General features: G+C 65.4%; 24 protein-coding genes and 1 pseudogene. 18 read left to right on the forward strand and 7 right to left on the reverse strand.

Annotation, left to right across the window (positions count from 1 at the left end; translation table 11 throughout):
- Positions 1-48 precede the first annotated feature (48 nt).
- Together DMB37_RS29400 and DMB37_RS29405 are read right to left on the reverse strand one after the other, a co-directional pair.
- On the reverse strand, positions 49-948 hold the full coding sequence (locus tag DMB37_RS29400; protein WP_135235456.1) for a glycosyltransferase family 2 protein: 900 nt from the start codon (positions 946-948) through the stop codon (positions 49-51).
- A gap of 177 nt (positions 949-1,125) precedes the next feature.
- The gene (locus DMB37_RS29405) at positions 1,126-3,585 is read right to left on the reverse strand and encodes a phosphoketolase (RefSeq protein WP_206055030.1); all 2,460 of its coding nucleotides are present in this window, start codon (positions 3,583-3,585) and stop codon (positions 1,126-1,128) included.
- A gap of 111 nt (positions 3,586-3,696) precedes the next feature.
- Here DMB37_RS29405 and DMB37_RS29410 point away from each other — a divergent pair, with 111 nt between their 5' ends.
- From DMB37_RS29410 to DMB37_RS29440, 7 genes are all read left to right on the forward strand, one after another.
- On the forward strand, positions 3,697-4,272 hold the full coding sequence (locus tag DMB37_RS29410; RefSeq protein ID WP_135235457.1) for an FKBP-type peptidyl-prolyl cis-trans isomerase: 576 nt from the start codon (positions 3,697-3,699) through the stop codon (positions 4,270-4,272).
- Between the two features lie 171 nt (positions 4,273-4,443).
- Positions 4,444-5,865: a trigger factor gene (gene tig, locus DMB37_RS29415; protein WP_240771702.1), complete on the forward strand. Its 1,422-nt coding sequence runs from the start codon at positions 4,444-4,446 to the stop codon at positions 5,863-5,865.
- A 251-nt stretch (positions 5,866-6,116) separates the two neighbouring features.
- Complete coding sequence (locus tag DMB37_RS29420) at positions 6,117-6,704, forward strand: ATP-dependent Clp protease proteolytic subunit (RefSeq protein WP_135235458.1); 588 nt, start codon at positions 6,117-6,119, stop codon at positions 6,702-6,704.
- A 68-nt stretch (positions 6,705-6,772) separates the two neighbouring features.
- Positions 6,773-7,444: an ATP-dependent Clp protease proteolytic subunit gene (locus tag DMB37_RS29425; RefSeq protein ID WP_135235459.1), complete on the forward strand. Its 672-nt coding sequence runs from the start codon at positions 6,773-6,775 to the stop codon at positions 7,442-7,444.
- A gap of 448 nt (positions 7,445-7,892) precedes the next feature.
- Positions 7,893-9,173: an ATP-dependent Clp protease ATP-binding subunit ClpX gene (clpX, locus tag DMB37_RS29430; protein ID WP_107654767.1), complete on the forward strand. Its 1,281-nt coding sequence runs from the start codon at positions 7,893-7,895 to the stop codon at positions 9,171-9,173.
- Positions 9,174-9,540: 367 nt separating this feature from the next.
- Complete coding sequence (locus DMB37_RS29435; protein ID WP_240771703.1) at positions 9,541-9,867, forward strand: STAS domain-containing protein; 327 nt, start codon at positions 9,541-9,543, stop codon at positions 9,865-9,867.
- 36 nt (positions 9,868-9,903) lie between these two features.
- The gene (locus DMB37_RS29440) at positions 9,904-10,182 is read left to right on the forward strand and encodes a 50S ribosomal protein L7/L12 (protein WP_135235461.1); all 279 of its coding nucleotides are present in this window, start codon (positions 9,904-9,906) and stop codon (positions 10,180-10,182) included.
- A 60-nt stretch (positions 10,183-10,242) separates the two neighbouring features.
- On the opposite strand, the gene DMB37_RS29445 is transcribed toward DMB37_RS29440, so the two are convergent.
- On the reverse strand, positions 10,243-10,695 hold the full coding sequence (locus DMB37_RS29445; RefSeq protein ID WP_135235462.1) for an Lrp/AsnC family transcriptional regulator: 453 nt from the start codon (positions 10,693-10,695) through the stop codon (positions 10,243-10,245).
- 110 nt (positions 10,696-10,805) lie between these two features.
- Here DMB37_RS29445 and DMB37_RS29450 point away from each other — a divergent pair, with 110 nt between their 5' ends.
- A complete protein-coding gene (locus DMB37_RS29450) occupies positions 10,806-11,423 on the forward strand; it encodes a LysE family translocator (RefSeq protein ID WP_135235463.1) in 618 nt (205 codons plus the stop codon).
- A 251-nt stretch (positions 11,424-11,674) separates the two neighbouring features.
- Positions 11,675-12,427 (forward strand): hypothetical protein, encoded by a 753-nt coding sequence (locus DMB37_RS29455; protein WP_135235464.1) that lies wholly within the window; start codon positions 11,675-11,677, stop codon positions 12,425-12,427.
- Between the two features lie 406 nt (positions 12,428-12,833).
- Here the strand turns inward: DMB37_RS29455 and DMB37_RS29460 are convergent, their stop codons facing one another.
- Positions 12,834-14,534 carry an alpha/beta fold hydrolase gene (locus DMB37_RS29460; RefSeq protein ID WP_135235465.1) on the reverse strand — a complete coding sequence of 567 codons (1,701 nt, stop codon included), beginning with the start codon at positions 14,532-14,534 and terminating at the stop codon, positions 12,834-12,836.
- Positions 14,535-14,628: 94 nt separating this feature from the next.
- Between DMB37_RS29460 and DMB37_RS29465 the strand changes: the two genes are divergently transcribed.
- The 8 genes and pseudogenes from DMB37_RS29465 (at position 14,629) to DMB37_RS29500 (ending at position 20,056) form a co-directional block, all read left to right on the forward strand.
- Positions 14,629-15,237 carry a hypothetical protein gene (locus tag DMB37_RS29465; RefSeq protein WP_135235466.1) on the forward strand — a complete coding sequence of 203 codons (609 nt, stop codon included), beginning with the start codon at positions 14,629-14,631 and terminating at the stop codon, positions 15,235-15,237.
- 63 nt (positions 15,238-15,300) lie between these two features.
- Positions 15,301-15,876: a DinB family protein gene (locus tag DMB37_RS29470; RefSeq protein WP_135235467.1), complete on the forward strand. Its 576-nt coding sequence runs from the start codon at positions 15,301-15,303 to the stop codon at positions 15,874-15,876.
- A 38-nt stretch (positions 15,877-15,914) separates the two neighbouring features.
- Positions 15,915-16,585 (forward strand): annotated as a pseudogene (locus tag DMB37_RS29475) (DNA alkylation repair protein).
- Positions 16,586-16,686: 101 nt separating this feature from the next.
- Positions 16,687-17,379: a PAS and ANTAR domain-containing protein gene (locus DMB37_RS29480; protein ID WP_370465227.1), complete on the forward strand. Its 693-nt coding sequence runs from the start codon at positions 16,687-16,689 to the stop codon at positions 17,377-17,379.
- A 97-nt stretch (positions 17,380-17,476) separates the two neighbouring features.
- Complete coding sequence (locus tag DMB37_RS29485; protein WP_135235469.1) at positions 17,477-17,764, forward strand: hypothetical protein; 288 nt, start codon at positions 17,477-17,479, stop codon at positions 17,762-17,764.
- Positions 17,761-18,426, forward strand: a complete 666-nt coding sequence (locus DMB37_RS29490; protein ID WP_135235470.1) for an RNA polymerase sigma factor — start codon at positions 17,761-17,763, stop codon at positions 18,424-18,426. The genes DMB37_RS29485 and DMB37_RS29490 overlap by 4 nt, the downstream gene beginning before the upstream one ends.
- Complete coding sequence (locus DMB37_RS29495; protein WP_135235471.1) at positions 18,423-18,977, forward strand: hypothetical protein; 555 nt, start codon at positions 18,423-18,425, stop codon at positions 18,975-18,977. Before DMB37_RS29490 ends, DMB37_RS29495 begins: the two co-directional genes overlap by 4 nt.
- A 146-nt stretch (positions 18,978-19,123) precedes the next feature.
- Positions 19,124-20,056 (forward strand): ADP-ribosylglycohydrolase family protein, encoded by a 933-nt coding sequence (locus DMB37_RS29500; RefSeq protein WP_135235472.1) that lies wholly within the window; start codon positions 19,124-19,126, stop codon positions 20,054-20,056.
- Positions 20,057-20,085: 29 nt separating this feature from the next.
- On the opposite strand, the gene DMB37_RS29505 is transcribed toward DMB37_RS29500, so the two are convergent.
- On the reverse strand, positions 20,086-20,298 hold the full coding sequence (locus DMB37_RS29505) for a DUF397 domain-containing protein (RefSeq protein WP_135235473.1): 213 nt from the start codon (positions 20,296-20,298) through the stop codon (positions 20,086-20,088).
- A complete protein-coding gene (locus tag DMB37_RS29510) occupies positions 20,295-21,179 on the reverse strand; it encodes a helix-turn-helix transcriptional regulator (RefSeq protein ID WP_135235474.1) in 885 nt (294 codons plus the stop codon). The genes DMB37_RS29505 and DMB37_RS29510 overlap by 4 nt, the downstream gene beginning before the upstream one ends.
- Positions 21,180-21,437: 258 nt before the next feature.
- On the opposite strand from DMB37_RS29510, the gene DMB37_RS29515 reads away from it, so the two are divergent.
- Complete coding sequence (locus DMB37_RS29515) at positions 21,438-21,884, forward strand: DUF4254 domain-containing protein (protein WP_135235475.1); 447 nt, start codon at positions 21,438-21,440, stop codon at positions 21,882-21,884.
- Between the two features lie 4 nt (positions 21,885-21,888).
- On the opposite strand, the gene DMB37_RS29520 is transcribed toward DMB37_RS29515, so the two are convergent.
- Positions 21,889-22,668, reverse strand: a complete 780-nt coding sequence (locus DMB37_RS29520) for an ESX secretion-associated protein EspG (RefSeq protein WP_135235476.1) — start codon at positions 22,666-22,668, stop codon at positions 21,889-21,891.
- Position 22,669: the final 1 nt, after the last annotated feature.

Raw genomic sequence — 22,669 nt, forward strand, 5'->3', positions numbered from 1 at the left:
GCAAGGAAGTTTCATCCCCGTAGCAGGCCCCGGAATGGTGCGCTCCGGTTATCCGTAGTAGGTGCGGTGGCGCAGGCCGGCTTGGATCCGCCCGGCGAGCACGCCCGCGTGCAGGGTCCACAGACCGCGCGGGACACGATTCCTGGTGAGCGGGAGGAACGGATTGTGCAGCACCACAAGCACAATCGAGCACCACGTCGCGTGGAACGGCAATCGAGGACAGCCGGCGCCCCGATGCTTGACGTACACCTCGACGGCGCCGCGCCCGTAATTGAGCGCTTGCCGCCAAGTGTCGCGGTAGGTCGTGCGTAGCCGGTATGCGACCAGCGCATCCGGCGAATGGCCGAGGCGCAGCCCGGCTTCCTGTAGCCGCCAGCTGATGTCGACGTCATCGCCGCCGAAGAGACTCTCGTCGTATCCGCCGACCTCGTCGAAGGCGGCGCGCCAGTACCCGGCGTTGTTGCCGTGCGCATAGGGCAGGTAATGCGTGCGGAAGCCGTCCTCCGGCGCGGGCATCGGTCGCCAGCGGGCCACCTCCGGGGTGTTGAGCGTCGTCACCTCGACGGCGCCGCTCACCGCGTCGTAATCGGCGGCGGTCCGCACCATCGCGCTGAGCCAACCGGGATGCACGCGGTCGTCCTGGTCGACGAAGGCGAGGAAGTCACCCTCGGCCAGCGCCGCCCCGTTGTTGCGCGCGTACGACGGACCTGGTGTGGCGGAGCTGACCACGTAGCGCAACTGCAATCGCGCGGTCAGCGGATGTCCGGCGATGTGCTCGGCCAGGCCGTCGCTGGAGCCGTTGTCGCTGATCACCACTTCGTAGGGATCCGGATAGTCCTGTTCGGCCAGGCCGGCGAGTTGTTCGTCCAATTCCGGCAGTCCGTTGAACACCGGGATGATGACCGAGACGAGCTCGGGCTTACGTGCAGGTACGGCTGACGCCGACATCGATACTCCCCCTTGGGCCTCGACGAGACACAGTCGAGCGGAAGCACGTGGAACCTCCGCCCCGACCGCATCGAGGAACTTTGTTCGCGAACTATCCTTCACCACAATGCTTTTGAAGGTGTCCCCGGACAGCGAAGTATACGTAGGGTTCACACGCCGCGGCGTGCGAGGCCGGGGTCAGTACGGCCAACTCCAGTCGGCGACCTCGGGAATGTCCTCGCCGTGCTCCCGGGTCCAGGCCCGCGCCTCCCACCGCGCGTCCACCATTTCCTGACGCAGTCCGGCGGCCCGCTCGCCCAGGCTCGGCACCCGATCGATGACGTCCATCACCAGGTGAAATCGGTCCAAATCGTTGAGCATCACCATGTCGAACGGTGTGGTGGTGGTGCCGCGTTCCTTGTAGCCGCGCACGTGCAACCCGTCGTGGTTGGCCCGTCGATAGGTGAGCCGGTGCACCAGCCACGGATAGCCGTGGAACGCGAAGATCACCGGCCGGTCGTGGGTGAACAGCGTGTCGAACTCGCTGTCGGGCAACCCATGTGGGTGTTCGTCCTGCGTTTGCAGGCGCATCAGGTCGACCACATTGACCACCCGGACGCGCAGCGCCGGCAGTCGATCCCGCAGAATCGCCGCCGCCGCAAGGGTTTCCAGTGTCGGCACGTCACCGGCGCAGGCCAGCACGACATCCGGGACGGTGCCGAGGTCGTCGTTGTGCCCCGCCCAGTCCCAGATCCCGATGCCGCGGGCACAGTGCTCGGCCGCGTCGGTCACCGAAAGCCAGTCCGCCTGTGGCTGTTTGCCCGCCACCACAACGTTGACGTAGTGCCGGGACCGCAGGCAGTGGTCGTAGGTGGACAGCAGCGTGTTGGCGTCCGGCGGCAGGTAGACCCGCACGATCGACGGCTTCTTGTTGAGCACCACGTCGAGGAAGCCGGGGTCCTGATGGGTGAACCCGTTGTGGTCCTGCCGCCAAACATGCGACGACAGCAGATAATTGAGGCTCGCGATGGGCCGCCGCCACGGCACTCCCGCGCTGGCGTCGAGCCACTTGGCGTGCTGGTTGAACATAGCGTCGACAATGTGGATGAACGCCTCGTAGCAGGTGAACACCCCGTGCCTGCCGGTGAGCAGATAACCCTCCAGCAGCCCCTGGCACATGTGCTCGGACAGCACCTCGATCACCCGCCCGGTGCGGTCGAGTTTCTCGTCGTACTCACCGATTTCGGCCTGCCAGTTGCGCCCGGTCACCTCCAGGATGTCCTGGAGCCGGTTGCTGGCCAGTTCGTCGGGCGCGAAGGTGATGAAGTTGTCCGGGTTGTTCCGGGTGACCTCGCGCAACCAGGCACCGAGCACCCTGGTCGCCTCGTGCGAAGACCCACCCGGTGTGGCGACTTCGACCCCGAAATCGCGCCAGTCCGGCAGGTTCAGATCACGAACGAGCATGCCGCCGTTGGCAATCGGATTCGCGCTCATCCGCTGGTCGCCCTCGGGCACCTGGTCGAGCAGCTCCGATACCGGCCTGCCCAGCTCGTCGAACAACTCCTCCGGGCGATAGGACCGCAGCCACTGCTCCAGCACCGCTCGATGGTCCGGGTCGGAACGCGCGCCGGGCAGCGGCACCTGGTGCGCGCGGAACGTGCCCTCGACCGGGTCGCCGTCCACCACGGGTGGGCAGGTCCAGCCCTTCGGGGTGCGCAGCACGATCATCGGCCAGACCGGGCGCACACCATCGGTGCTGCCGCGCGCGGCGCGCTGGATCTGCGCGATGCGTTCCATGCAGGTGTCCACCGCGACGGCCATCGCCTGATGCACCGCGGTGGGATCGCTGCCCGAGACGATGATCGCCTCGTAGCCGTACCCGCGCATCAGTGAAACCAATTCCTGCTCCGGAATACGCGCCAGGATGGTCGGATTGGCGATCTTGTACTGGTTCAGCGCGAGAATCGGCAGCACCGCGCCGTCGCGCGCCGGGTTGAGGAACTTGTTGGCGTGCCAGCTGGTGGCCAGCGGCCCGGTCTCCGCCTCGCCGTCGCCGATCACGCAGAACACCGTGAGGTCCGGGTTGTCCAGGGCCGCGCCGAAAGCATGCAGCAGGGAGTAGCCGAGTTCGCCACCCTCGTGGAACGAGCCGGGCGTCTCCGGCGCGCAATGGCTGGGCACCCCGCCGGGAAAGGAGAACTGTGCGAACAGCGCACCCATGCCCGCGGCGTCCTGCGGAATATGGCTGTACAGCTCGGAGTAGGTGCCCTCCAGCCAGCCGCACGCGTTCGGCCCCGGCCCGCCGTGCCCGGGTCCCGCCACGAAGACCGCGTTCAGCCCGCGCTGCCGGATCGCCCGATTGGCGTGCACCCACACCAGGTTCAAACCGGGCACGGTGCCGAAGTGCCCGAGCAGTCGCGGTTTGATGTGTTCGGCCTGCAGCGGCTCGCGCAGCAGCGGATTGGCCATCAGATAGATCTGCCCGACGGCGAGGTAATTCGCGGCTCGCCACCACGCGTCGATCGAGGTCAGTTCGTCGCGGTCCAGCGGGCCTGCGATATCCGTCAACCGATAGGGCTGCGGGGCGACGCTCTCGCCGCCCGCGCTGCCGACATTGTCGGCGGAGGTATCGCCACCCGCGCTCGCCATGTGGGTCATGCGCCGACTCTCCTCGTCGTAGGGGGAGATTCCACTTGTCAGCGTAACGGCAGTCCGACGCGCGCCGGGCGACTCGGACATTCGCCGCGATGATGGTCTAGGGTCCGCCGCATGCACACACTCGGCAGGATCATCGGGATCGGCACCATGGCCGCGGCAGCGTTCACTCTGGTCGCCTGTGGGTCGGACGACAAGGCGTCCTCTACTCCTTCCACCACCGCGCCCGCGAAGAGTCTCTCCCCGACGGCACCGGCTGCGCCGACCCAGAGCAAGGGCCGGGAATGCACCGCGGAGGACATCGGCGTGAGCGGCGACTTCGGTTCCGCACCGAAGATCACCATCCCGGACAACTGCGATCCGCCCAAGAAGCTGATCACCAAGGACCTGATCCAGGGCAGCGGCCCCGGCGCCGCCGCCGGCCAGCCGCTCACCATGAACTACGCGCTCGTCACCTGGTCGAACAAGCAGAAGAAGGACAGTTCCTTCGACCGCGGCACCCCCTTCCAGCTCACCCTCGGCGGCGGCCAGGTCATCCAGGGCTGGGACGAGGGGCTGGTCGGCGTGCAGGAGGGCACCCGCAGGCTGCTGATCGTGCCGCCGGACCTCGGCTACGGCGCGGGCGGTCGCGGTATCGCGCCGAACGAGACGCTGGTCTTCGTCACCGACGCGGTGTCGGTCGGGAAGTAGCGGCGGCGAGAAGCGGCCGAGTGCAGCCCGCCCCGGCCGGTCAACTAACCTGGTCGGGATGCGTACGCCGCGTCCCTCGCCAGCCCGGCGGGTGCCGGGGTCCCGGTAGAAGTCCGGGACGACGGGGGATCGCGTCTCAACCAGAACAGACGACGAACAAGGAGCATGTCCGTGAAGAGCACCGTCGAGCAGCTGAGCCCGACCCGGGTCCGGATCAATGTCGAGGTGCCCTTCGAGGAACTGAAGCCGGACTTCGACCGCGCGTACAAGGCACTCGCCAAGCAGGTCAAGATCCCCGGCTTCCGTCCGGGCAAGGCGCCGGCCAAGTTGCTCGAGGCGCGTCTGGGCCGCGGCGCGGTGCTGGAGCAGGTCGTCAACGACGTGCTGCCCGGCCGCTACAGCGAGGCCGTCACCGCGGCCGACGTGAAGGTCATCGGCCAGCCCGAGATCGAGATCACCAAGATCGAGGACGGCGAGGAGCTCGCGTTCACCGCCGAGGTCGACGTGCGTCCGGAGATCACGCTGCCGGAGTACGAGAACATCGCGGTGACCGTCGACGCCTTCACCATCGGCGACGAGGACATCGAGGAGCAGCTGCAGTCGCTGCGCCAGCGCTTCGGAACACTCACCGGTGTCGAGCGCCCGGTCCAGGACGGCGACTTCGTCTCGATCGACCTGTCGGCGACCGTCGACGGCGAGGACGTGCCCGAGGCGGCCACCACCGGCCTGTCCCACGAGGTCGGCTCCGGCCAGCTCATCGAGGGCCTCGACGAGGCGCTGATCGGCCTGGCCGCCGGTGAGTCCAAGGAGTTCACCTCGACCCTGGTGGCCGGCGAGCACGCGGGCAAGGAAGCCGTCATCAAGGTCACCGTGCAGTCGGTCAAGGAGCGCGAGCTGCCCGAGGCCGACGACGACTTCGCCCAGCTGGCAAGCGAATTCGACACCCTCGACGAGCTGAAGGAAGACCTGCGCAACCGGGTCGAGCGCAGCAAGAAGGTGCAGCAGGCCGGCGAGATCCGGGACAAGGTGCTGGAGACCCTGCTCGAGCAGGTCGAGGTGCCGCTGCCCGAGGCGGTCGTGCAGGCCGAGATCGACGCCGTCACCCACGACGCGGTGCACGGCTTCGACCACGACGAGGCCAAGCTCGCCGAGGCACTGGAGGCCCAGGGCTCCAGCCGCGAAGAGTTCGACAAGGACGCCAAGGAGTCCGCCGAGAAGTCGGTGCGCACCCAGCTGCTGCTGGACGCCATCGCCGAGGCGGACAACACCCAGGTCGGGCAGGAAGAGCTCACCGAGCGGATCCTGTTCCAGTCGCAGCGCTACGGCCTCGCGCCGGAGCAGTTCATCCAGCAGGTGCAGCAGGCCGGCCAGCTCGGCGCGATCTTCGCCGACGTCCGGCGCGGCAAGGCGCTTGCGGGTGTGGTCGGCAAGGTGAAGGTCACCGACTCCGCGGGCAACGTCGTGGACACCGCCGAAATGTTCGGTGCCCCTGAGGATTCCGCCCCGAGGTCGAGGCCGAAGGTGTTGCCGAGGTCGAATCGACCGAGGCCGCCGCGGCGAAGGCCGAATGAGTTTTATGAAGTGCCAGCGTGACGAGCGGCTGCGAGCTGCGCTGATTGCGCTGTGAACGAGCGAAGCGAGTGAACCGAAGACACAGCGCGCCCTCGCGAACAGCGCAGCTGAGCGCTAGCGAAGTTGCGCTGTAAGCGAAGAAGGGCGGTACCGGGAGTTCGGTGCCGCCCTGCTTCGTTAATGTTTGTGACAACGAACCAGAGATGGCCGTCGGCCAACGAGCCGGTTAGAAAAGGCAGGTATCCGTGACAGTCAATCAGGCAGGGGTCGTCATGACATCCGCGACTGCTGGTCTCAACCTCAGCGATTCGGTGTACGAGCGGCTGCTCAGCAATCGCATCATCTTCCTCGGCACCCAGGTCGACGACGATATCGCGAACAAGCTCTGCGCGCAGATCCTGCTGCTCACGGCGGAGGATCCGACCAAGGACATCGCGCTCTACATCAACTCGCCCGGTGGTTCGGTGACCGCCGGTATGGCCATCTACGACACCATGCAGTTCGCGGAGTGCGACATCGCGACCTACGGCATGGGTCTGGCCGCGTCGATGGGCCAGTTCCTGCTCACCGCGGGCACCAAGGGCAAGCGCTTCGCCCTGCCGCACGCCCGGATCATGATGCACCAGCCGTCGGCGGGCATCGGTGGTTCCGCGGCCGACATCGCGATCATGGCCGAGCAGTTCGCGCACACCAAGCGTGAGCTCAACGAGCTGCAGGCGCTGCACACCGGCAAGTCCGTCGAGCAGGTCACCATCGACGCCGACCGCGACCGCTGGTTCACCGCCAAGCAGGCGCTCGAGTACGGCTTCATCGATCGGGTGATCAGCCACGCGGAGCAGACCAACGGCGCAGGCAAGTAAGCGCCATCCGGACTCTCTTGTCCGTTCAGCGCATCAGCCGCTTTCACACACAGACTTTGGAGACGAAGATGGCCAACCAGTTTGACCCACGCGCAGGCCTCGGCGGCACGGCGCCGCAGAGCCCGCAGTCGCGCTACATCCTGCCGTCGTTCATCGAGCACTCGAGCTTCGGCGTCAAGGAGTCCAACCCGTACAACAAGCTGTTCGAGGAGCGCATCATCTTCCTCGGCGTGCAGGTGGACGACGCCTCGGCGAACGACGTCATGGCGCAGCTGCTGGTGCTGGAGTCGCTCGACCCCGACCGCGACATCACCATGTACATCAACTCGCCCGGTGGCTCGTTCACCTCGCTGATGGCCATCTACGACACCATGCAGTACGTGCGTGCCGATGTCGCGACCGTCTGCCTCGGCCAGGCCGCCTCGGCCGCCGCCGTACTGCTCGCCGCCGGTACCCCCGGCAAGCGCGCCTGCCTGCCCAACGCCCGCGTGCTGATCCACCAGCCCTCGCTCGAGGGTGGCATCCAGGGGCAAGTGTCGGATCTGGAGATCCAGGCCGCCGAGATCGAGCGCATGCGTCGCCTGATGGAGACCACGCTGGCCCGCCACACCGGTAAGGACGCGGATCAGATCCGCAAGGACACCGACCGCGACAAGATCCTCACGGCCGAAGACGCCAAGGAATACGGGATCATCGACCAGGTGTTCGATTATCGCAAGCTCAGCGCGCAGAAGAAGTGATCGCGTCGTGCGAATCGCCGACCCCGGCGGCGATTCGCTCGTAAATTGCTGTACCCCAGGGATTTCCGGCCGGGAAGTGTGCCAAGTGGCGCGCTGCCCGGCCGGACTGCTCCAGTGACACGGCGGGCCCGGAAACACTCGGGTCCGCAGCCCCGATGAAACAAGCGGCCGACGCACAAAATGGCTGCTGAACGGACGTAACGTGCTCCGGTGTCGTGAGAACTCGCACAACCCGGCGGAGAAACATGCTCGAGTTGTCGACCTCCGTCGCACACACCAGGTACGGTCAACCTAGGGACCTTTGCTCCCGGTTGACAGCACTGCCTCACCCGCCGGAATCGGTCGATGCGTTTGCGATCACAGCCGGTGGCGCGGACAAGCAAGGCGGCAGATAGCTGGCAACCTGGACGGACGGTTGCACGCGGACAAGGAAGTAGGGACCCACGAGATGGCGCGCATCGGAGATGGCGGCGATCTGCTCAAGTGCTCGTTCTGCGGAAAGAGCCAGAAGCAGGTCAAGAAGCTCATTGCGGGACCAGGGGTGTACATCTGCGACGAGTGCATCGATCTATGCAACGAGATCATCGAGGAGGAGCTCGCCGAGTCCAGCGAGGTCAAGCTCGATGAGTTGCCCAAGCCCGCGGAGATCCGGGACTTCCTGGAGAACTACGTGATCGGGCAGGACACCGCCAAGCGCACTCTCGCGGTGGCCGTCTACAACCATTACAAGCGCATCCAGGCCGGCGACAAGGGCCGCGACAGCCGCGGCGAGGTCGTCGAGCTGACCAAGTCGAACATCCTCATGCTCGGCCCCACCGGCTGCGGCAAGACCTACCTCGCGCAGACGCTGGCCAAGATGCTCAACGTCCCGTTCGCCATCGCCGATGCGACAGCGCTGACGGAGGCCGGGTACGTCGGCGAGGACGTCGAGAACATCCTGCTCAAACTGATCCAGGCCGCGGATTACGACGTGAAGCGCGCCGAGACCGGCATCATCTACATCGACGAGGTCGACAAGATCGCCCGCAAGAGCGAGAACCCGTCGATTACCCGCGATGTCTCCGGCGAGGGCGTCCAGCAGGCGCTGCTGAAGATCCTGGAGGGCACCCAGGCGAGCGTGCCGCCGCAGGGTGGACGCAAGCACCCGCACCAGGAGTTCATCCAGATCGACACCACCAACGTGCTGTTCATCGTGGCGGGCGCGTTCGCGGGTCTGGAGCGGATCGTCTCCGAGCGCACCGGCCATCGCGGCATCGGTTTCGGCTCCGAGGTCCGATCCAAGTCCGAGATCGACACCGCCGATCACTTCGCCGAGGTGATGCCGGAGGATCTGATCAAGTTCGGCCTGATCCCCGAGTTCATCGGCCGGCTGCCGGTCGTCGCCTCGGTGACCAACCTGGACAAGGAATCATTGGTCAAGATCCTCTCCGAACCGAAGAACGCACTGGTCAAGCAGTACGTCCGGCTGTTCGAGATGGACGGGGTCGACCTCGAGTTCACCACCGATGCCCTCGAAGCGATCGCCGACCAGGCGATTCTGCGCGGCACCGGTGCTCGTGGCCTGCGCGCCATCATGGAGGAAGTCCTGCTGCCGGTGATGTACGACATCCCCAGCCGCGACGACGTCGCCAAGGTGGTCGTCGACTCCGACACCGTCACCGAGAACGTGCTGCCGACCATCGTGCCTCGCAAGGCGCAGCGGGCCGAACGCCGGGAGAAGTCGGCGTAGTCCCCTCGACAGAGCTGAAAGAAGCCATCGCGCAGCGTGCGGTGGCTTTTTTCGTTGCTACCAGTAGGAAATAATTCTGCATCAATGAGGTGTAGGTCTAGTGTGGAGTGGGTAACCCGCATTCAGGGTTGAGCGAACAGCCTAGTTCTGGTGCTCATGATCAGCCCGGGACGCAACGCATTGCCGGCAACGGACGTCAATTGCCGTGCGCGACAGGACCGAGATCCGCATGTCGTCAACTCTTGCTACTCCTGCAAGCCCCGCAACCACCGCGTCGAGACCCGACCTCATGGCGAGTCGAGGTGCGGCACCGAGTCGAGCAACGTTGCCGAGTCGCACCGAACCGGAAGCTCGACTTCATGTTTCCGTGACCGCGCCGAGTGAAACCGTCACGCTTTGCGCCATCGCGGGAGAAGTGGACTTCTATACCGCCGACCAGTTCCGGTCCCAACTGATCGGTTCGCTGAATACCGCAGCGCCCCTGGTGGTCATTGATCTGTCCCAGGTGACGTTCTTCGGCGTCGCCGGTCTGCATGTGCTGATCGAGGCGCGAACCTGGGCTGAGCACACCGACCGCCGGGTTCGCCTGGTCACCGGGCCGCGCTGCGTCGACCGGCTGCTGGCGGTCGCCGGCGATTTCGCCGCCTTCGACACCGCAGCCAACCTCGCCGACGCACTGCTCGGCGCCGCCTAGTTATCGAGTCCCGGCGGCGGTCACTACGATTCGATCATGTTTGCCCGCCGCCGCCTCGAGCGGAAGATTGATGCGCTGCACTTCAAAACGGACCTGATCCTCCAGCATCTGGGGATCCAGGATCTGCCGCCCATGCCCGCCGAACCGGTCCGGGCGGTGCCCTCTCCTACTCGACCCGCATCCTTCAGCTTCGCCGAGATCGACGCACTTCTGGCTGATGGCAAGAAGATTCATGCGATCAAGCGGTATCGAGAGTTGACCGGCTGCGGGCTCAAGGAAGCCAAGGACGCTGTCGAACAGCGCTATCCGTACTGAGTTGCCGCGCTGGCGAATTGAGTTGCCGCGCAGGCGTCGGCTGCAGAGCGCTGATGCTCATTACAGCGGCACCGGTCGCTCGTGCACCACATGTTTCATCACCAGTGTCGACGTCAAATGCTGCACGCCGGGTAGTGTAGCCAGCTTCTCGTCGTAAAGCTGTTGGAACGCAGGCAGATCCGCCGCGACGATGCGCAGCAGAAAATCTGGATCCCCGAACAGTCGTTGCGCCTGCAACACATGCGGTATCTCCGCGACGGCCTGTTCGAACGCGGCCACCGTCGTGCGATCCTCCTGGCGCATGGTGACGAAAACCAGCGCCTCGAACGTCAACCCGACAGCCGCCGCGTCGACCAGTGCGCGGTAACCGCGGATCACACCCGATCGTTCCAACTCCCGCAGCCGACGGTGACACGGCGACAGGCTCAGCCGTACCCGCGCGGCGAGTTCGGTGATCGTCAAACGCCCATTCTGCTGTAGCTCCGCAAGAATCTTCCGGTCCACGCGATCCATGCAGAAGATCCTTCCACAGACAGCCGCTCAGCTGCGAAAACTTGGAATCACCTCCCGGTCGATCCCGCCTATTCTTCCTGCGGGTATTCAATCGAAGGGAGTAGCTCCGCATGGCACTCGGGTATATCGCCGCGTTCTGGACCGTCTCGGTCCTGCTGATCCTCGTGCCCGGCGCGGACTGGGCCTACGCGATCGCCGCAGGTCTGCGTGAACGCTCGGTGCTGCCCGCCGTCGGGGGACTGTTACTCGGTTACGTCGCACTGACCGCAGTCGTCGCCGCCGGTGTCGCCGCGGTCGTCGACCGCAATCCCGTTGTGCTGACCGCCCTTACCGTCTTCGGCGGCCTCTACCTGATGTGGCTCGGCGGCACGACCCTCGCCACCGCCAGCACTCCCGCCGCCCTTCCGGAGCAATCGAACCCCGCGCCGTGGGGCACCAGCGTCCTGCGCGGCATCGGCATCAGCGGCCTCAACCCCAAAGCCATCCTCCTCTTCCTCGCCCTGCTCCCACAGTTCACCGACCGCACCGGCTCCTGGCCCCTAGCCGCCCAAATCGGCACCCTCGGCCTGATCCACACCCTCAGCTGCGCCGCCATCTACCTCTGCGTCGGCACCCTCGCCCGCACCGTCCTGCGCGCCCGCCCCACCGCCGCCCGCCTCGTCACCCGCATCTCCGGTATCGCCATGATCATCATCGGCACCCTCCTCCTGCTGGAACGCCTTGTGTGAGTGAGTAATTCACCGGGTAGCAGTGTCGCTGCCTGCGGTGTCGGCCGAACAACGGATACTTCGCCGCGAAGCCGGTCGTTAACGTTCGGGTTGGTTGCGTTGCGCGGCTTCCTCGACAGCAGGCCACGTGGGCGGACCCCGGCTGGAAGGCGAGCGCGATGCTGGACGAAACATGCGGCGGAAGCACGTGGCGCTGGAGCATCGTCACCTCGTCTCCGACGAACTCCCAACTCGCCGGAGTCCTTGCGGGCGTGCTCTTCACGGGCATCGTGCTGTTGTTCGGCCGTAAAGGCAGGCCGAATCTACAGACCATCGCACTGCTGTCGGCGGCGTTTCTGGCCTTGAGCCTGGACAGCTACCTGTTCAGCCTCGTCACCGGCATCCGGCCGGTTGTCTTGGGTGCGGGGGTGTCGACCGAGGCCTGCATGCAGGCCTGGGCGCAGGGCATGCCCGCCAGCGGACTGCTGGCGGCCGGGGGAACGGCCCTGGTGTGCGGCATCGGCTGGATGCTGTCCAGCCATCTCACTGCCTCGACGAACCGCAGTCTTGCGGGGGTCGACGATCACGGCTACGTCCGCAAGCTCACGTGCTTCATGGTCGCGGTCGTCATCGTCACCACAACGCTGCTGTTGATGATGACGACCCTCGACTTCTTGGAAGTGATGTACCGGTTCCACGCCAGCTCCCTGCTGAAATGGGTGACTGGCACGATATTGGTCGGGACCGCTGGCGTCAGCGTCGTGATCGCTGGATGGCGGACGCGGCGGATGCTGGGCGCTGCGCCGACCACCGATCCGTCGCATGGGAAGCTGCCGGCTGCCACGTACACGATCGTCGCGCTGTCAGGTGCGGGAACAATCTTCGCCGGGGTCCTCACTCGGCTCCCGATTGTGTGGGCGCCGACTTCGACAAACGTCGTCGTGGCTTTCGCACTGGTGCTCGGTGCCGCAGGACCTGCCGCGGTGTCGGTTCTGCTGGCGATGTCGCTGCCGAGCCAACACTGATTAGTCGCGGTCGAACGGGACAGCATGGGGCGCACTGTCCTGGTACAACGCCAACTGTGTGTTCCCGATCGATGGGCGCGGCGGACCGCGAAGGAATGGGTGACATCGGGTCGTAGGGCCGGTATGTCGAGCGGGTTCAGGGGCGGCGGAAAGTCATCGGAAAAATCTGTTAACGGAGTGCGGGGGAGGGGCGATGTACTCGTTGTGGGGTTTCTTTCGGTGTCCCTCGCTGCCGCGGATATCGCGGGTTCCGACTGTGTCGGCGGCGTTGCGGGCGCTCCGGGTTTCCTCCGGTAGGTAAAGGGTCGCGGGTGACAACACCTGCAGGCATCCGCGGTTCGTGCGATCCCTGCCCCGAGGTTGGCTTCGACGGCAACCTTGGGGCAGTTTCATGTCCAAGGGACTGTCAGCCTGGCTGGCACGGTGTGTCGGCTTCGGGGATTCGTCCGTGGACGAGATAGTCCGCAGCGATGGCTCGCGCGCACGAACTGGTGCCGGGGATCGCTGCGGGAAATCCCTTGGGTCGTTGCGGCAGCACGAGGTGACCGGGCGTGCCGACCACGGTGATCAGCCGTGCGGTAGGGATCAGCGCGCGGACGGCGTGGGCTCCCGAGATCGGCGTCACCGGGTCCTTCTCGTTGGCGATGAGTACCGCGGAGCCGATCTTGTCGTAGCCCAGCGGACTTGTGCCCGTGTGGGATTCGGGCCAGAACGCGCACGCGGCGGTGAAGTTCATCCCGACGTAGGTCAACGGTGCGCGAGCGGCGAGTTGTTGTGCGGTGTCGACGATGTGGTCGAGGTCGTGGCTCCACGCGCCGGTATTGCAGTTGCGAGCGGTCCACCAGCCGACGCGTGAACCGGCGGCCAAGATGTCCTGGGCGAGCTCCTCCAGTAGTCGTGGGACCCGAAATGCCGTGGCGGCGTTGAGCTGTGCCGCAGGCGTGGGAGTGTCGACCCCGGTACGCAAGGTCAGGAGTTTGCGTTCCAGCGCCTCATAAGGGCTGTTATCGACGCCGAAGAACAAGGTATTGAGATCGTTGCCGCTGAAAGTGCGATCGAACGGCAGCGGGATCGGGTGCGCAGTGAGGTCGGCGCGCAGCTTTCGCAGCGCCCCGAGAACCGCGTCGGTACTGTTGCCGAATACCGTGCCGCGTGCGGCGAGCCACGGTGCGAACCGCCGCTCGATCACGTTCTGCTGGCGTAGGACTCGTTCGGCGTAGGCTGCCGCGCTGGACACGGTCGGGTCGATCACCGAGTCGAGGACCACGCGGTCGAGGCGGTCGGGGAAGGTGCGGGCCAGTTCGACGCCGAGCAGGGTGCCCTGTGAAACGCCCAGATAACTCCATGTCTGGGCGCCCAAGAGCTCGCGCACCAGGTCAAGATCCCGGACAGTCTGCCAGTAGGTGATGGTTCCGGAGGTGCCGGCCGGGGTGCGGTCGACGCATGAGCGCACCCAATCGCGGGCCTGCCCCAGCTGGAGTCGCACCGATTCGCTCGAGAAGTCCAGCACGTCGGTGCGGTCGTTGCGTCCGGTGCCGAGCAGGAGCGAATCGCCCGAAATGTTTGCGTCGCAGACCTGGTCGGTGCTGGACAGGCGGGTGCCGCGCGGGTCGAAACCCAGTAGGTCATAGGTCTCGCGGAGCTCGGGGAACGTGGCAGCCCACTCGGCCGGGTTGATCAACGAACCGGCCCCTGGACCGCCCGGGCTGGTCAGCAACTGACGCGGTCGTCCTGCTGGCTGTCGGGCGGGTAATCGTGAGATCTCGAAGGTCGCGACCAGACCGGCGTCGGGTCGCGTCCAATCCAGTGGGGTGCGGACCGTCGCGCACTCGAGCCCGTCGAGCAAGGGAGCGCGAACACCAGCCTCCGGATTGCCGTTCGCAGCGGCGATCAGTCCGACCTCGGTGCACGACTTCCAGTCCAAGCGCTGGTCGGCGATCTCCGCGGGGATCTGTGGCGCGCCAGCCGGGTATTCGGTGAAACGTGCTGGCGTCGGTGGGAATTCGAGATTGTACGAGCCGCCGTCCGCGGAGGCGTGCCCGGCCGCGAGCGACAGGACAACCGCCAGCAGCGGCAGCACGATGACAGGTCGCCGTGTTCGGCGCATAGTATCCCCCTCCACCCAAATGGGCCGGGCGCCAGTCTAATCAGAGATGCGCCTGGCTCGCGTCCGATGGGCCGATGAGTCTGGTTCGCATGCGATGGTCGCCTCGGCGAGCAATTCCGAGAACCTGGCGCTCGCATTACCCTGTAGTGCAACGGTTTCGACCGACAGCAGGGTCCCCATGGAACAGCTTCCGTCCATCCTCAGTGCGATTGCCGCCACGTTGGCGGCGGCCCTGTCGTTCGGAACGCTGTACGTCACCGGTCGACGTGAACATCGCCGCTGGCTGCGGGACTCGCTGGTGGAGGCCTACGTGGAGTACGTCGAGGCGAGCTTCGCCACGCGCTCGCCGCGGACGCTGGAACTACGTGCGGCGGACGACCACGCCGGACTGGTCGAGCAGAAGGAGAGTTCGGACGCCGCCTGCCGGCGTGCGATGACAAGTCTCACCAGACTGCGTCTGATCGCTCCGCGCGAGGTCGTTGCCGCCGCCGAGCAACTGCATTTCGCCGATGTCGATGCGATGACCGTGGCGTTCAACGGCCCTGTCCCCCCAAACGAAACGTGGCACGTCGCGCGTCGACATCAGCAGGAGTGTCGAGACCGGTTCATCGGCGAGGTCCGGAAATCGTTGGGCGTGGGGAAACCGGCGGACATCAGTCCCGGCAGGGCGTGGCGGTACAGCCCACGATCGCTGAGCCAGTAGATGCGCAACCGACACTGAAGACAGCGGACCGATCCTGTCCGCTAGCGCTGTCAGGATGGCGACATGAACGCAGACGAACTCGACTGGAACCGGACGCTGCGCGAGCAGTGGGAGTTCCACTGGAATCATCAGATCCGAGCCCGGCTGGACGGCCTAACCGATGACGAGTACTTCTGGTCACCGGTCCCGAACGCTTGGAGTGTCCGACCGCGCGGCAGTTCGACAGCGCCCGTACAGGCCGGCGCCGGAGAATTCACGATCGACTACGCCTTCCCCGAGTCGACCCCCGCACCATTCACCACGATCGCCTGGCGACTCGGTCACGTGATCGTCGGCGTGCTGGCCGCCCGCAACGCGGCACACTTCGGCGCACCGGCGGCGTCCTACGAGAGCTGGGAATACGCGGGTACCGCGGCCGTCGCGCTCGACCAACTCGAAACCCAGCTCGACGCCTGGTTGACCGGAGTGCACAGCCTCGGTGCGGACGGACTCCGCGTCCCGGTGGGCGAGAAGGAGCCTTACCCGGAGCTCCCCATGGCCGATCTGGTGCTGCACGTCCACCGCGAACTGATCCATCACCTGTCCGAGGTCTGCCTGCTCCGCGACCTCTACCTACACACCACAACTGCCACTGGATAACTACGCTGAACCTTCCGAGCGACGGACAGGAGGCGACGGTGGCCGAGACGACGGTAGCCGAGGTGCTGGCCGAGCTGTCCGCGCTCGAGGATCCGCGAGCACTCGCGGTGAACGAGAAACACGGTGATGACCACGGCGTGAACCTCAGCAAACTGCGCGCGCTCGCGAAGCAGCTGAAACGCAGCAGGACCTCGCGCGCGAGCTGTGGGCGACCGACGACACCGCCGCCAAACTACTGGCGACCCTGATCTGCCGCCCGAAAGTCTTCGACCGTGCCGAGTTGGACGCCATGGTGCGCCAGGCCGGCACACCCAAGCTGCACGACTGGCTTGTGAACTACGTCGTGAAGAAGAACCCACACGCCGAAGAACTGCGCCTGGCCTGGCTCGCCGACCCTGATCCCGTGGTCGCGAGCGCGGGCTGGGCGCTCACCACCGAACGCGTCGCCAAGCAACCCGACGGCCTCGACCTCGCTGGGCTGCTCGACGTCATCGAGGCGGAGATGCAGGACGCCCCAGATCGCTTGCAGTGGGCGATGAACCACTGCCTCGCTCAGATCGGCATCGAGCACGCCGAGCACCGCGCCCGCGCCCTCGATATCGGCGAACGCCTTCAGGTGCTGAAGGACTACCCGACCCCGCCGAACTGCACGTCCCCGTTCGCGCCCGCCTGGATCATCGAAATCGTGCGTAGGCGGCAGGAGAAGTAGCGCTTCGCCACCGAGCCGCGGCGATGACAACTGTCCTGCACCCGGCCGGCGATCGAGCCGAAATTTCGGCATCACCGCTGGTGAAGGGTAATAATCGTCGAGTGATCGAGACTGTTGCATCTACTACCGACGGCCAGCCGAGTCTGGAGCAGATTGCCGCAAGCAGCCCCTACCTGATCGGTAGCTTCCGATTCTGGTTCGCCGACCAACGCTGGGAATGGTCCGACCAGGTCGCCCAACTCCACGGCTACGAACCCGGCACCGTCACCCCGACCACCGAACTGCTGCTCGCGCACAAACACCCCGACGACCGCGACACCGTCGCGGAAACCCTCGCCGTCGCGGTCCGGCACGGCGACCCGTTCTGCTCGCGGCACCGCATCATCGACACCGCCGGGACCATGCATCACGTCCTGGTCGTCGGCGACCGCCTGCACGACGACACCGGCGCCACCGTCGGCACCACCGGCTACTACATCGACCTGACCGACCGCCTCGACCAGAACCACCGCGAAGCCCTCGACACCACCCTGCCCGAGGTCGTCGAAGCCCGCGCCGTGATCGAACAGGCCAAAGGCGTGCTGATGTTCGTTTACGGCCTCAACGCCGAGCAAGCCTTCCGCGTTCTGCAGTGGCGCTCCCAGGAAACCAACACCAAACTCCGCACCCTGGCCACCAAACTCATCGCCGTCATCAACGGATTCGACGGCGCACCGGTCAAGGTGCGCGCCCAGTTCGACCACTTGCTCCTGACCGTGCACGAACAACCCGACCCACCAACCGATTCCGCATAACGGACCGCCGTGCCGGTGACCGCCGCCCTTGCCTGCGCCGTTTCGACACTGCGCGTTGCGGTCTCAAGATTGTGCGCCCGCGGGACGAGTACTGGTCATGATGCTGTTCTCGGCCTTCGATGGCGCTTCCGCGGCGAATTGGGCTGCAGCGGCTGTATTCGTGGGGCCGCTGTGCTCGCTGATCCTGTACGGGCTGTTCGACTGTGTGCGAAACTGGCAGCGGCACTTGCTGACTCGGATGATCGTGCGCGAAGCGCCGGTCGGCACCGTGGTCGAGAGCGTCGCCCGCCGCGGCAACGCGGTGTCGACCCTGGTCGTCGAGGTCGGCGACGGGCCCCGGCGGCTACCCGAGCCAACGGCGCCACGAGAGATCCGAGCCAGATGAACAGCAGCCCCGAGCCTCCGGCGGAAGAGCGCCGGTTCGACGAGTTGTTCCGGACCTACGCACCGGCGGTGTTCCGCTTCGCGCGGCGCGCTTTCCACGGGGACACCGACCAGGCGAACGAGGTCGTCCAGCAGGTGTTCATCGCGGTGTGGAAGCAGTACGACCGAGACTTCCGGGACAAGACGAACCGGCGGATCGTCCAGCTGATCATGCGAATAGCGGGACGGCGGGTGATCGATGTGTGGCGCAAGAATGCCAGATCCGAGGTGCTGGTGGGCGAGTACCTCGACACCGATACCCCCATGCTGCTGGGACCGATGCTTCGGCGAGATCCGCTGCAACGGGTGCTCGACGACGACGATCTCGAACGATTCCTGCAGGTGCTCAACGGCATATTGACCGAGGCCGAGTACCGGGTCGCGATTATGGCGTGGGAGTTGGGGCTGCCGGACTTCGAGATAGCGGAAGTGCTGGACTGCACGGTCTCGACCGTGCAGTCTCATAAGAGCAGGGCCCGCAAGAAGATCGAGGCGAGTATGAATCGCGTGCGAGCGAAAGTCGCGTTCGACGGGGTCGAGGAGCTGGTCGAACTGATCGCGGAGTACCGGCAGAGCGCAGACGAAGGCGCCAGTACCCAGGCAAAGGGGGTGCGGCCGGCATGAGCACCGAGAAAGGCGAAGGCGCAGAGCCGATCTCGATCGCTGCCGCATTCGCCGAGCTGGACAGCTACCTCGAGCAGCGCGACGCGAATGTCTACGACGTAGAAGCGGGCCTAGCCGAACTAAAGAAGCGAGTCACCGGCGAGATCGGCGCTGCTGCCGATGCCGAAACCAGTGCGGATGCGACGATCGACGTGCATCCCGACATCATGGTGAACGACACGGTGATGGTCAGCGCGGTCTCGCCCGAATCGGCGTTCCGCCGAGCAGGGAAGGACAACTGGGGACTGAGCTGGCTACCTGACCGGGATCTGACCTTCACCCAGGCACTCGCCGGGATGGAACTCGACCGGCTCCTCAGTAATCCCGAACTGGCGCACGACGCAACAACCCATGCTCGCCTCGATCTGCTCGCCGATCAGCTGGGCCTGCCCGTGGCGCAAGCGGTAACCCTGCTCTCCGAGCGTTTGGTAGAGCGTATGCACGCCGACTCCTCCACAGCTGTACAGGTGAGTGGTCCACGGAAAGAACTGATCGACCGCTGGCTCGGCTGAGTGGCGCGGACTCGCCACGCTCCGATCGGATCACGGATTCGGTGGCCCGTCGGCACCCGCAAGGTACCTTGCGGCTCCGCAAGCTGTCAGCCACCCGTTCGAGACGGTTGCGGTGGCTGGTCGGGGGTTGGCACTATTGCGGCAGCATGCCGGATTTTGATTCTGTTCGGGACAGCCTGGAGGGTTTGTCCGTTGGTGATGCGCTGGGTGCGCAGTTCTTTGTGCCTGGTCGGTCTGTCAGTGAATTGATTGCCGGGCGACCGCCGGCGGGGCCGTGGGAATGGACCGACGATACCGAGATGGCCTGTTCGGTGTACTCGGAACTTCGGCGCCGTGGGCGGGTTGATCAGGACGCGCTTGCGGCGGTGTTCGCTGATCGTTGCGAACCGTATCGGGGATACGGTGGCACAGTTGTTGTGCTGCATGAGATTCGGGATGGGCGGCCGTGGCGGGAAGCGGCGGGGGCTGGTTTCGGTGGGAGTGGGTCTTGGGGGAATGGGGCTGCGATGCGGGTGGCTCCGCTCGGGGCGTACTTCGCTGAAGATTTGGATCGTGCGGCGGGGGAGGCGGCGTTGTCTGCGGAGGTTACGCATCGGCACTCGGAGGCGATCATGGGAGCGATGGTGGTTGCGGTCGCGGCTGGTCAGGCTGCGGTGACTCGTGGGAAAGATTGTGCGCCAAGCGAATTGCTGGATGTGGTCGAGCCGTATCTGGTTGACGGCAGGACGGCGGACGGTGTGCGGCGAGCGCGGAAGCTGCTGGGGCGGTCGGTGGCCGAAGCGGCGTATGAGCTCGGGAATGGTGCGGCAGTCAGTGCGCAGGACACCGTGCCGTTCACGCTGTGGGTGGCCGCCAGCTTTCTCAGTGACTATCCGGGGGCTGTGACCGCGTGTGTAGAGGCTGGTGGCGATGCGGACACTACGGCTGCGATCGTTGGTGGGATCGTGGCGGCACACACGGGGGTGGGGCGGCGGGGTGAGATGCGCGGGGTGCCGGAGGAGTGGTTGGCGGCGCGTGAACCGCTGCCGGCTTGGGTAGAGCTTGACGCAAATGTGAAGCGCCCTCGGATATTTCAGTAAGCGATCCGAGGGCTGGTCACTGGACGCGTTCAGAGCTCGGGGTGGCTGAACGTCCCATCGACGACTGCGGTTGTGAAAGCGTTCCACTCGCCGGGGGTGAAGGTGAGGGCGGAACCGTTGGGGTTCTTGGAATCTCTGACACCGACCATGCCGTCGGTGAGGAAGGCTACTTCTACGCATTCGCCTTGCGCCTCGCTGCGGCTGCTCTTGAACCAGCGAGCACTAGTAAGGTCGGCACTCACGCTAGATACTCCCTTGCTATCTGCCGGAGCAGATTCCTGCTGTGTTCAGCGTCCAACGCTGCCCGCCGAATGATCTCGTACGATCGATCGTAGCGTTCTACGTCTTCTGGCTTCTCGAGGTAAAGGTTGCCGATAGAGCTGCCTTCGATGAAGACGATCGGTGGCTCCGTGGGCTCGCCGGTTGCGGTCTTGCCGAAGTCCAGGATGACGAACGGCCCCAACGACATTCCGGCGGGGAACCCAGCTCGGAACGGGAGAACACGCACCGTCACGTTGGGTCTCGTGCTGACGTCGGCCAATCCCCGGAGTTGTGCGGCCATGACGTTCGGGCCGCCGTTCATGCGGCGTACAGCTGCTTCGCCGATGACCACGTCGACGGTGGTGGGGTGGTTTTTGCGGGTGACGATGTTCTGCCGCTGCATCTTCAGCTCGACCCAGCGGTCTTCTTCGGCCCGAACGGCGTCTGGGCGAACGAGACGAAACAAGGCGCGAACGTAGTCGGCTGTTTGGAAGAGACCAGGCACCAATTCGGGCTGATGTGAGCACAACTTGACGGCCGCTGATTCCAGTCCGACATACACATCGAAGTCTTTCGGGATGAGGTCGCCGTACTCATGCCACCAACTTTTGACGCTGGCCTGCCGGGCAAGCCCGGTGAGCGCTTCGGTCAGTTCACTCGGCACCCCGTACAGATCGCACGCTGCCTGGATGTCGCGCACTTTGATCCGGCTGTTCTGTCCGCGCTCCAGCCGTTGCAAGCTGCTCGAACCCATCTCCAGTAGCTCAGCGGCCTTCTGCTGGCTCATTCCTGCGCGACTGCGCCACTCCGTCAGATATCGACCGAGTTGCCTTCGCGGCAGGGTAGATCCGGTTTCCGGCATGAAGTCCTCCCCACTTCGGGCGGGCCGTTCGACCCGCATCGGGTAGATCATGGCAACTGCCGCGGGAGGTTTGCTGGGGATTCGGGGGAGTTCATTCGGGCCGCCCGAAGCCGCACACATCGCCACCTTGGCAGGTGTTTTGTTGATGTGCGCCCGGTCGACGCGGTTAGGGAGTCCACCTCAAACCTAACAGTTTCGATGTCGGCCGGGCGCACCCCTCCTCACCGCGCTGCGCTCCTGTGCCACAAGGAACCCCCGATGCCGACCGATCCCTTGCCACCGAAACATCAGCTGCTGCAAGCCTGTCGGGGCGATCAATCGGTGGACCACCCGCTATTGCGCTTGGCACGCGAGCTATCGGACCTACACGAACAACGGTTGTATGCCGCACGGGAAGCCATGGCCGACCGCAGGCATATCGATCAAATCGACGTGCGGCGTGCAAGATTGGTGCGCGACATAGATCGCTGGGTCACCCTGCAGCTACCGCCTTCGCACGGTGCCGCTTACATCCATACCGAGACGGTCAGGGCTGTGGTTGACCGCGTTGCCCAGTTCACTGCGTGCGCCTTTGCTGCCTTGGCGAGTGCGTCGCAGTGGGAGCTGGGCGATGCCTGGGAGCAGCTCGCCGAATTAGCCGTCGGCTATGACGATTTGGCCGCTGAGGTGTGCGCAGGACGCAGGCGCCTACCAGGCGGACCGTAGCCATTCACCACGTGGCTTGGGTCTGCTCGCTCTCCATACGGTAGTAGCGGCGGGTCAGGTCGAGCAGGCGGGCTATTTCGTTGGTCATCGAGGTGGGGCTCATGGGGGTGGCGACGATGGGGTCGCCGGATTTGATGTAGTAGCGACCGTCGTCGGCGTAGTCGGTCCAGAGGAAGCCTCGGCCGTCCGTGGTCGGTCTGGAATCCATTGCCGGGCCGGGGAATACGGTGATCTCACCGACGGTGGTTCGATCACGCTTGAACATGCGGTTGAGCTGATCGTTGATGCTGACCTCGTTCGCGCGGCGCGAATAGCGTTGACGGTCCGCGGCGATCTCGTCCCTGCGAAAACTGACCGCAGGTTGCTTGCCCGCCTGGGCCTTCGGCAGTGCCGCGACCGCCGCCGCGGCTACCTCGCTCGGTGCGCACAAGCCCATGATCACGTCACCGCCGGTGTCTTCGGCTGGGCCGGGCAGCTGAACAAGAGTGGCGCCGGACCCGTTTCGGACTGCGCCGTAGAATCGGAACACCGCAGTGAGATCGGAACCGCCGAATCCCTTGGATTCGACGCGTGCTTCGGGCTCGAGCAACGTCGACAAGGCGAGTTCCAGATTCTCGGAATACTGGCCGAGTAGCGCCTCGACCGCCGACTCTCGTTGCCGCACAAGGTCGTCCCAGTCGACTGCGGTAGTGGGGCGGAAGGCCAGCGGGTAGGGCAGACGATCGCGATCGTAGGCCGACCAGAGGATGTCGAATTCCTGGCCGGTGAATCTCCAACTGCGCACG

Source organism: Nocardia sp. CS682 (assembly GCF_004634405.1).
GTDB classification, from domain to species: domain Bacteria; phylum Actinomycetota; class Actinomycetes; order Mycobacteriales; family Mycobacteriaceae; genus Nocardia; species Nocardia ninae.

What these genes read in the sequence shown, in the direction of transcription:
- DMB37_RS29440 (WP_135235461.1), top strand. Translation starts at nt 9,904, where the DNA reads ATGTTTGCCCGCCGCCGCCTCGAGCGGAAGATTGATGCGCTGCACTTC.
- DMB37_RS29495 (WP_135235471.1), top strand. Translation starts at nt 18,423, where the DNA reads ATGAGCACCGAGAAAGGCGAAGGCGCAGAGCCGATCTCGATCGCTGCC.
- DMB37_RS29410 (WP_135235457.1), top strand. Translation starts at nt 3,697, where the DNA reads ATGCACACACTCGGCAGGATCATCGGGATCGGCACCATGGCCGCGGCA.
- clpX (WP_107654767.1), top strand. Translation starts at nt 7,893, where the DNA reads ATGGCGCGCATCGGAGATGGCGGCGATCTGCTCAAGTGCTCGTTCTGC.
- DMB37_RS29405 (WP_206055030.1), bottom strand. Translation starts at nt 3,585, where the DNA reads ATGACCCACATGGCGAGCGCGGGTGGCGATACCTCCGCCGACAATGTC.
- DMB37_RS29515 (WP_135235475.1), top strand. Translation starts at nt 21,438, where the DNA reads ATGCCGACCGATCCCTTGCCACCGAAACATCAGCTGCTGCAAGCCTGT.
- DMB37_RS29400 (WP_135235456.1), bottom strand. Translation starts at nt 948, where the DNA reads ATGTCGGCGTCAGCCGTACCTGCACGTAAGCCCGAGCTCGTCTCGGTC.
- DMB37_RS29420 (WP_135235458.1), top strand. Translation starts at nt 6,117, where the DNA reads ATGACATCCGCGACTGCTGGTCTCAACCTCAGCGATTCGGTGTACGAG.
- DMB37_RS29450 (WP_135235463.1), top strand. Translation starts at nt 10,806, where the DNA reads ATGGCACTCGGGTATATCGCCGCGTTCTGGACCGTCTCGGTCCTGCTG.
- DMB37_RS29460 (WP_135235465.1), bottom strand. Translation starts at nt 14,534, where the DNA reads ATGCGCCGAACACGGCGACCTGTCATCGTGCTGCCGCTGCTGGCGGTT.
- DMB37_RS29490 (WP_135235470.1), top strand. Translation starts at nt 17,761, where the DNA reads ATGAACAGCAGCCCCGAGCCTCCGGCGGAAGAGCGCCGGTTCGACGAG.
- DMB37_RS29445 (WP_135235462.1), bottom strand. Translation starts at nt 10,695, where the DNA reads ATGGATCGCGTGGACCGGAAGATTCTTGCGGAGCTACAGCAGAATGGG.
- DMB37_RS29510 (WP_135235474.1), bottom strand. Translation starts at nt 21,179, where the DNA reads ATGCCGGAAACCGGATCTACCCTGCCGCGAAGGCAACTCGGTCGATAT.
- DMB37_RS29485 (WP_135235469.1), top strand. Translation starts at nt 17,477, where the DNA reads ATGATGCTGTTCTCGGCCTTCGATGGCGCTTCCGCGGCGAATTGGGCT.
- DMB37_RS29470 (WP_135235467.1), top strand. Translation starts at nt 15,301, where the DNA reads ATGAACGCAGACGAACTCGACTGGAACCGGACGCTGCGCGAGCAGTGG.
- DMB37_RS29465 (WP_135235466.1), top strand. Translation starts at nt 14,629, where the DNA reads ATGGTCGCCTCGGCGAGCAATTCCGAGAACCTGGCGCTCGCATTACCC.
- DMB37_RS29425 (WP_135235459.1), top strand. Translation starts at nt 6,773, where the DNA reads ATGGCCAACCAGTTTGACCCACGCGCAGGCCTCGGCGGCACGGCGCCG.
- DMB37_RS29500 (WP_135235472.1), top strand. Translation starts at nt 19,124, where the DNA reads ATGCCGGATTTTGATTCTGTTCGGGACAGCCTGGAGGGTTTGTCCGTT.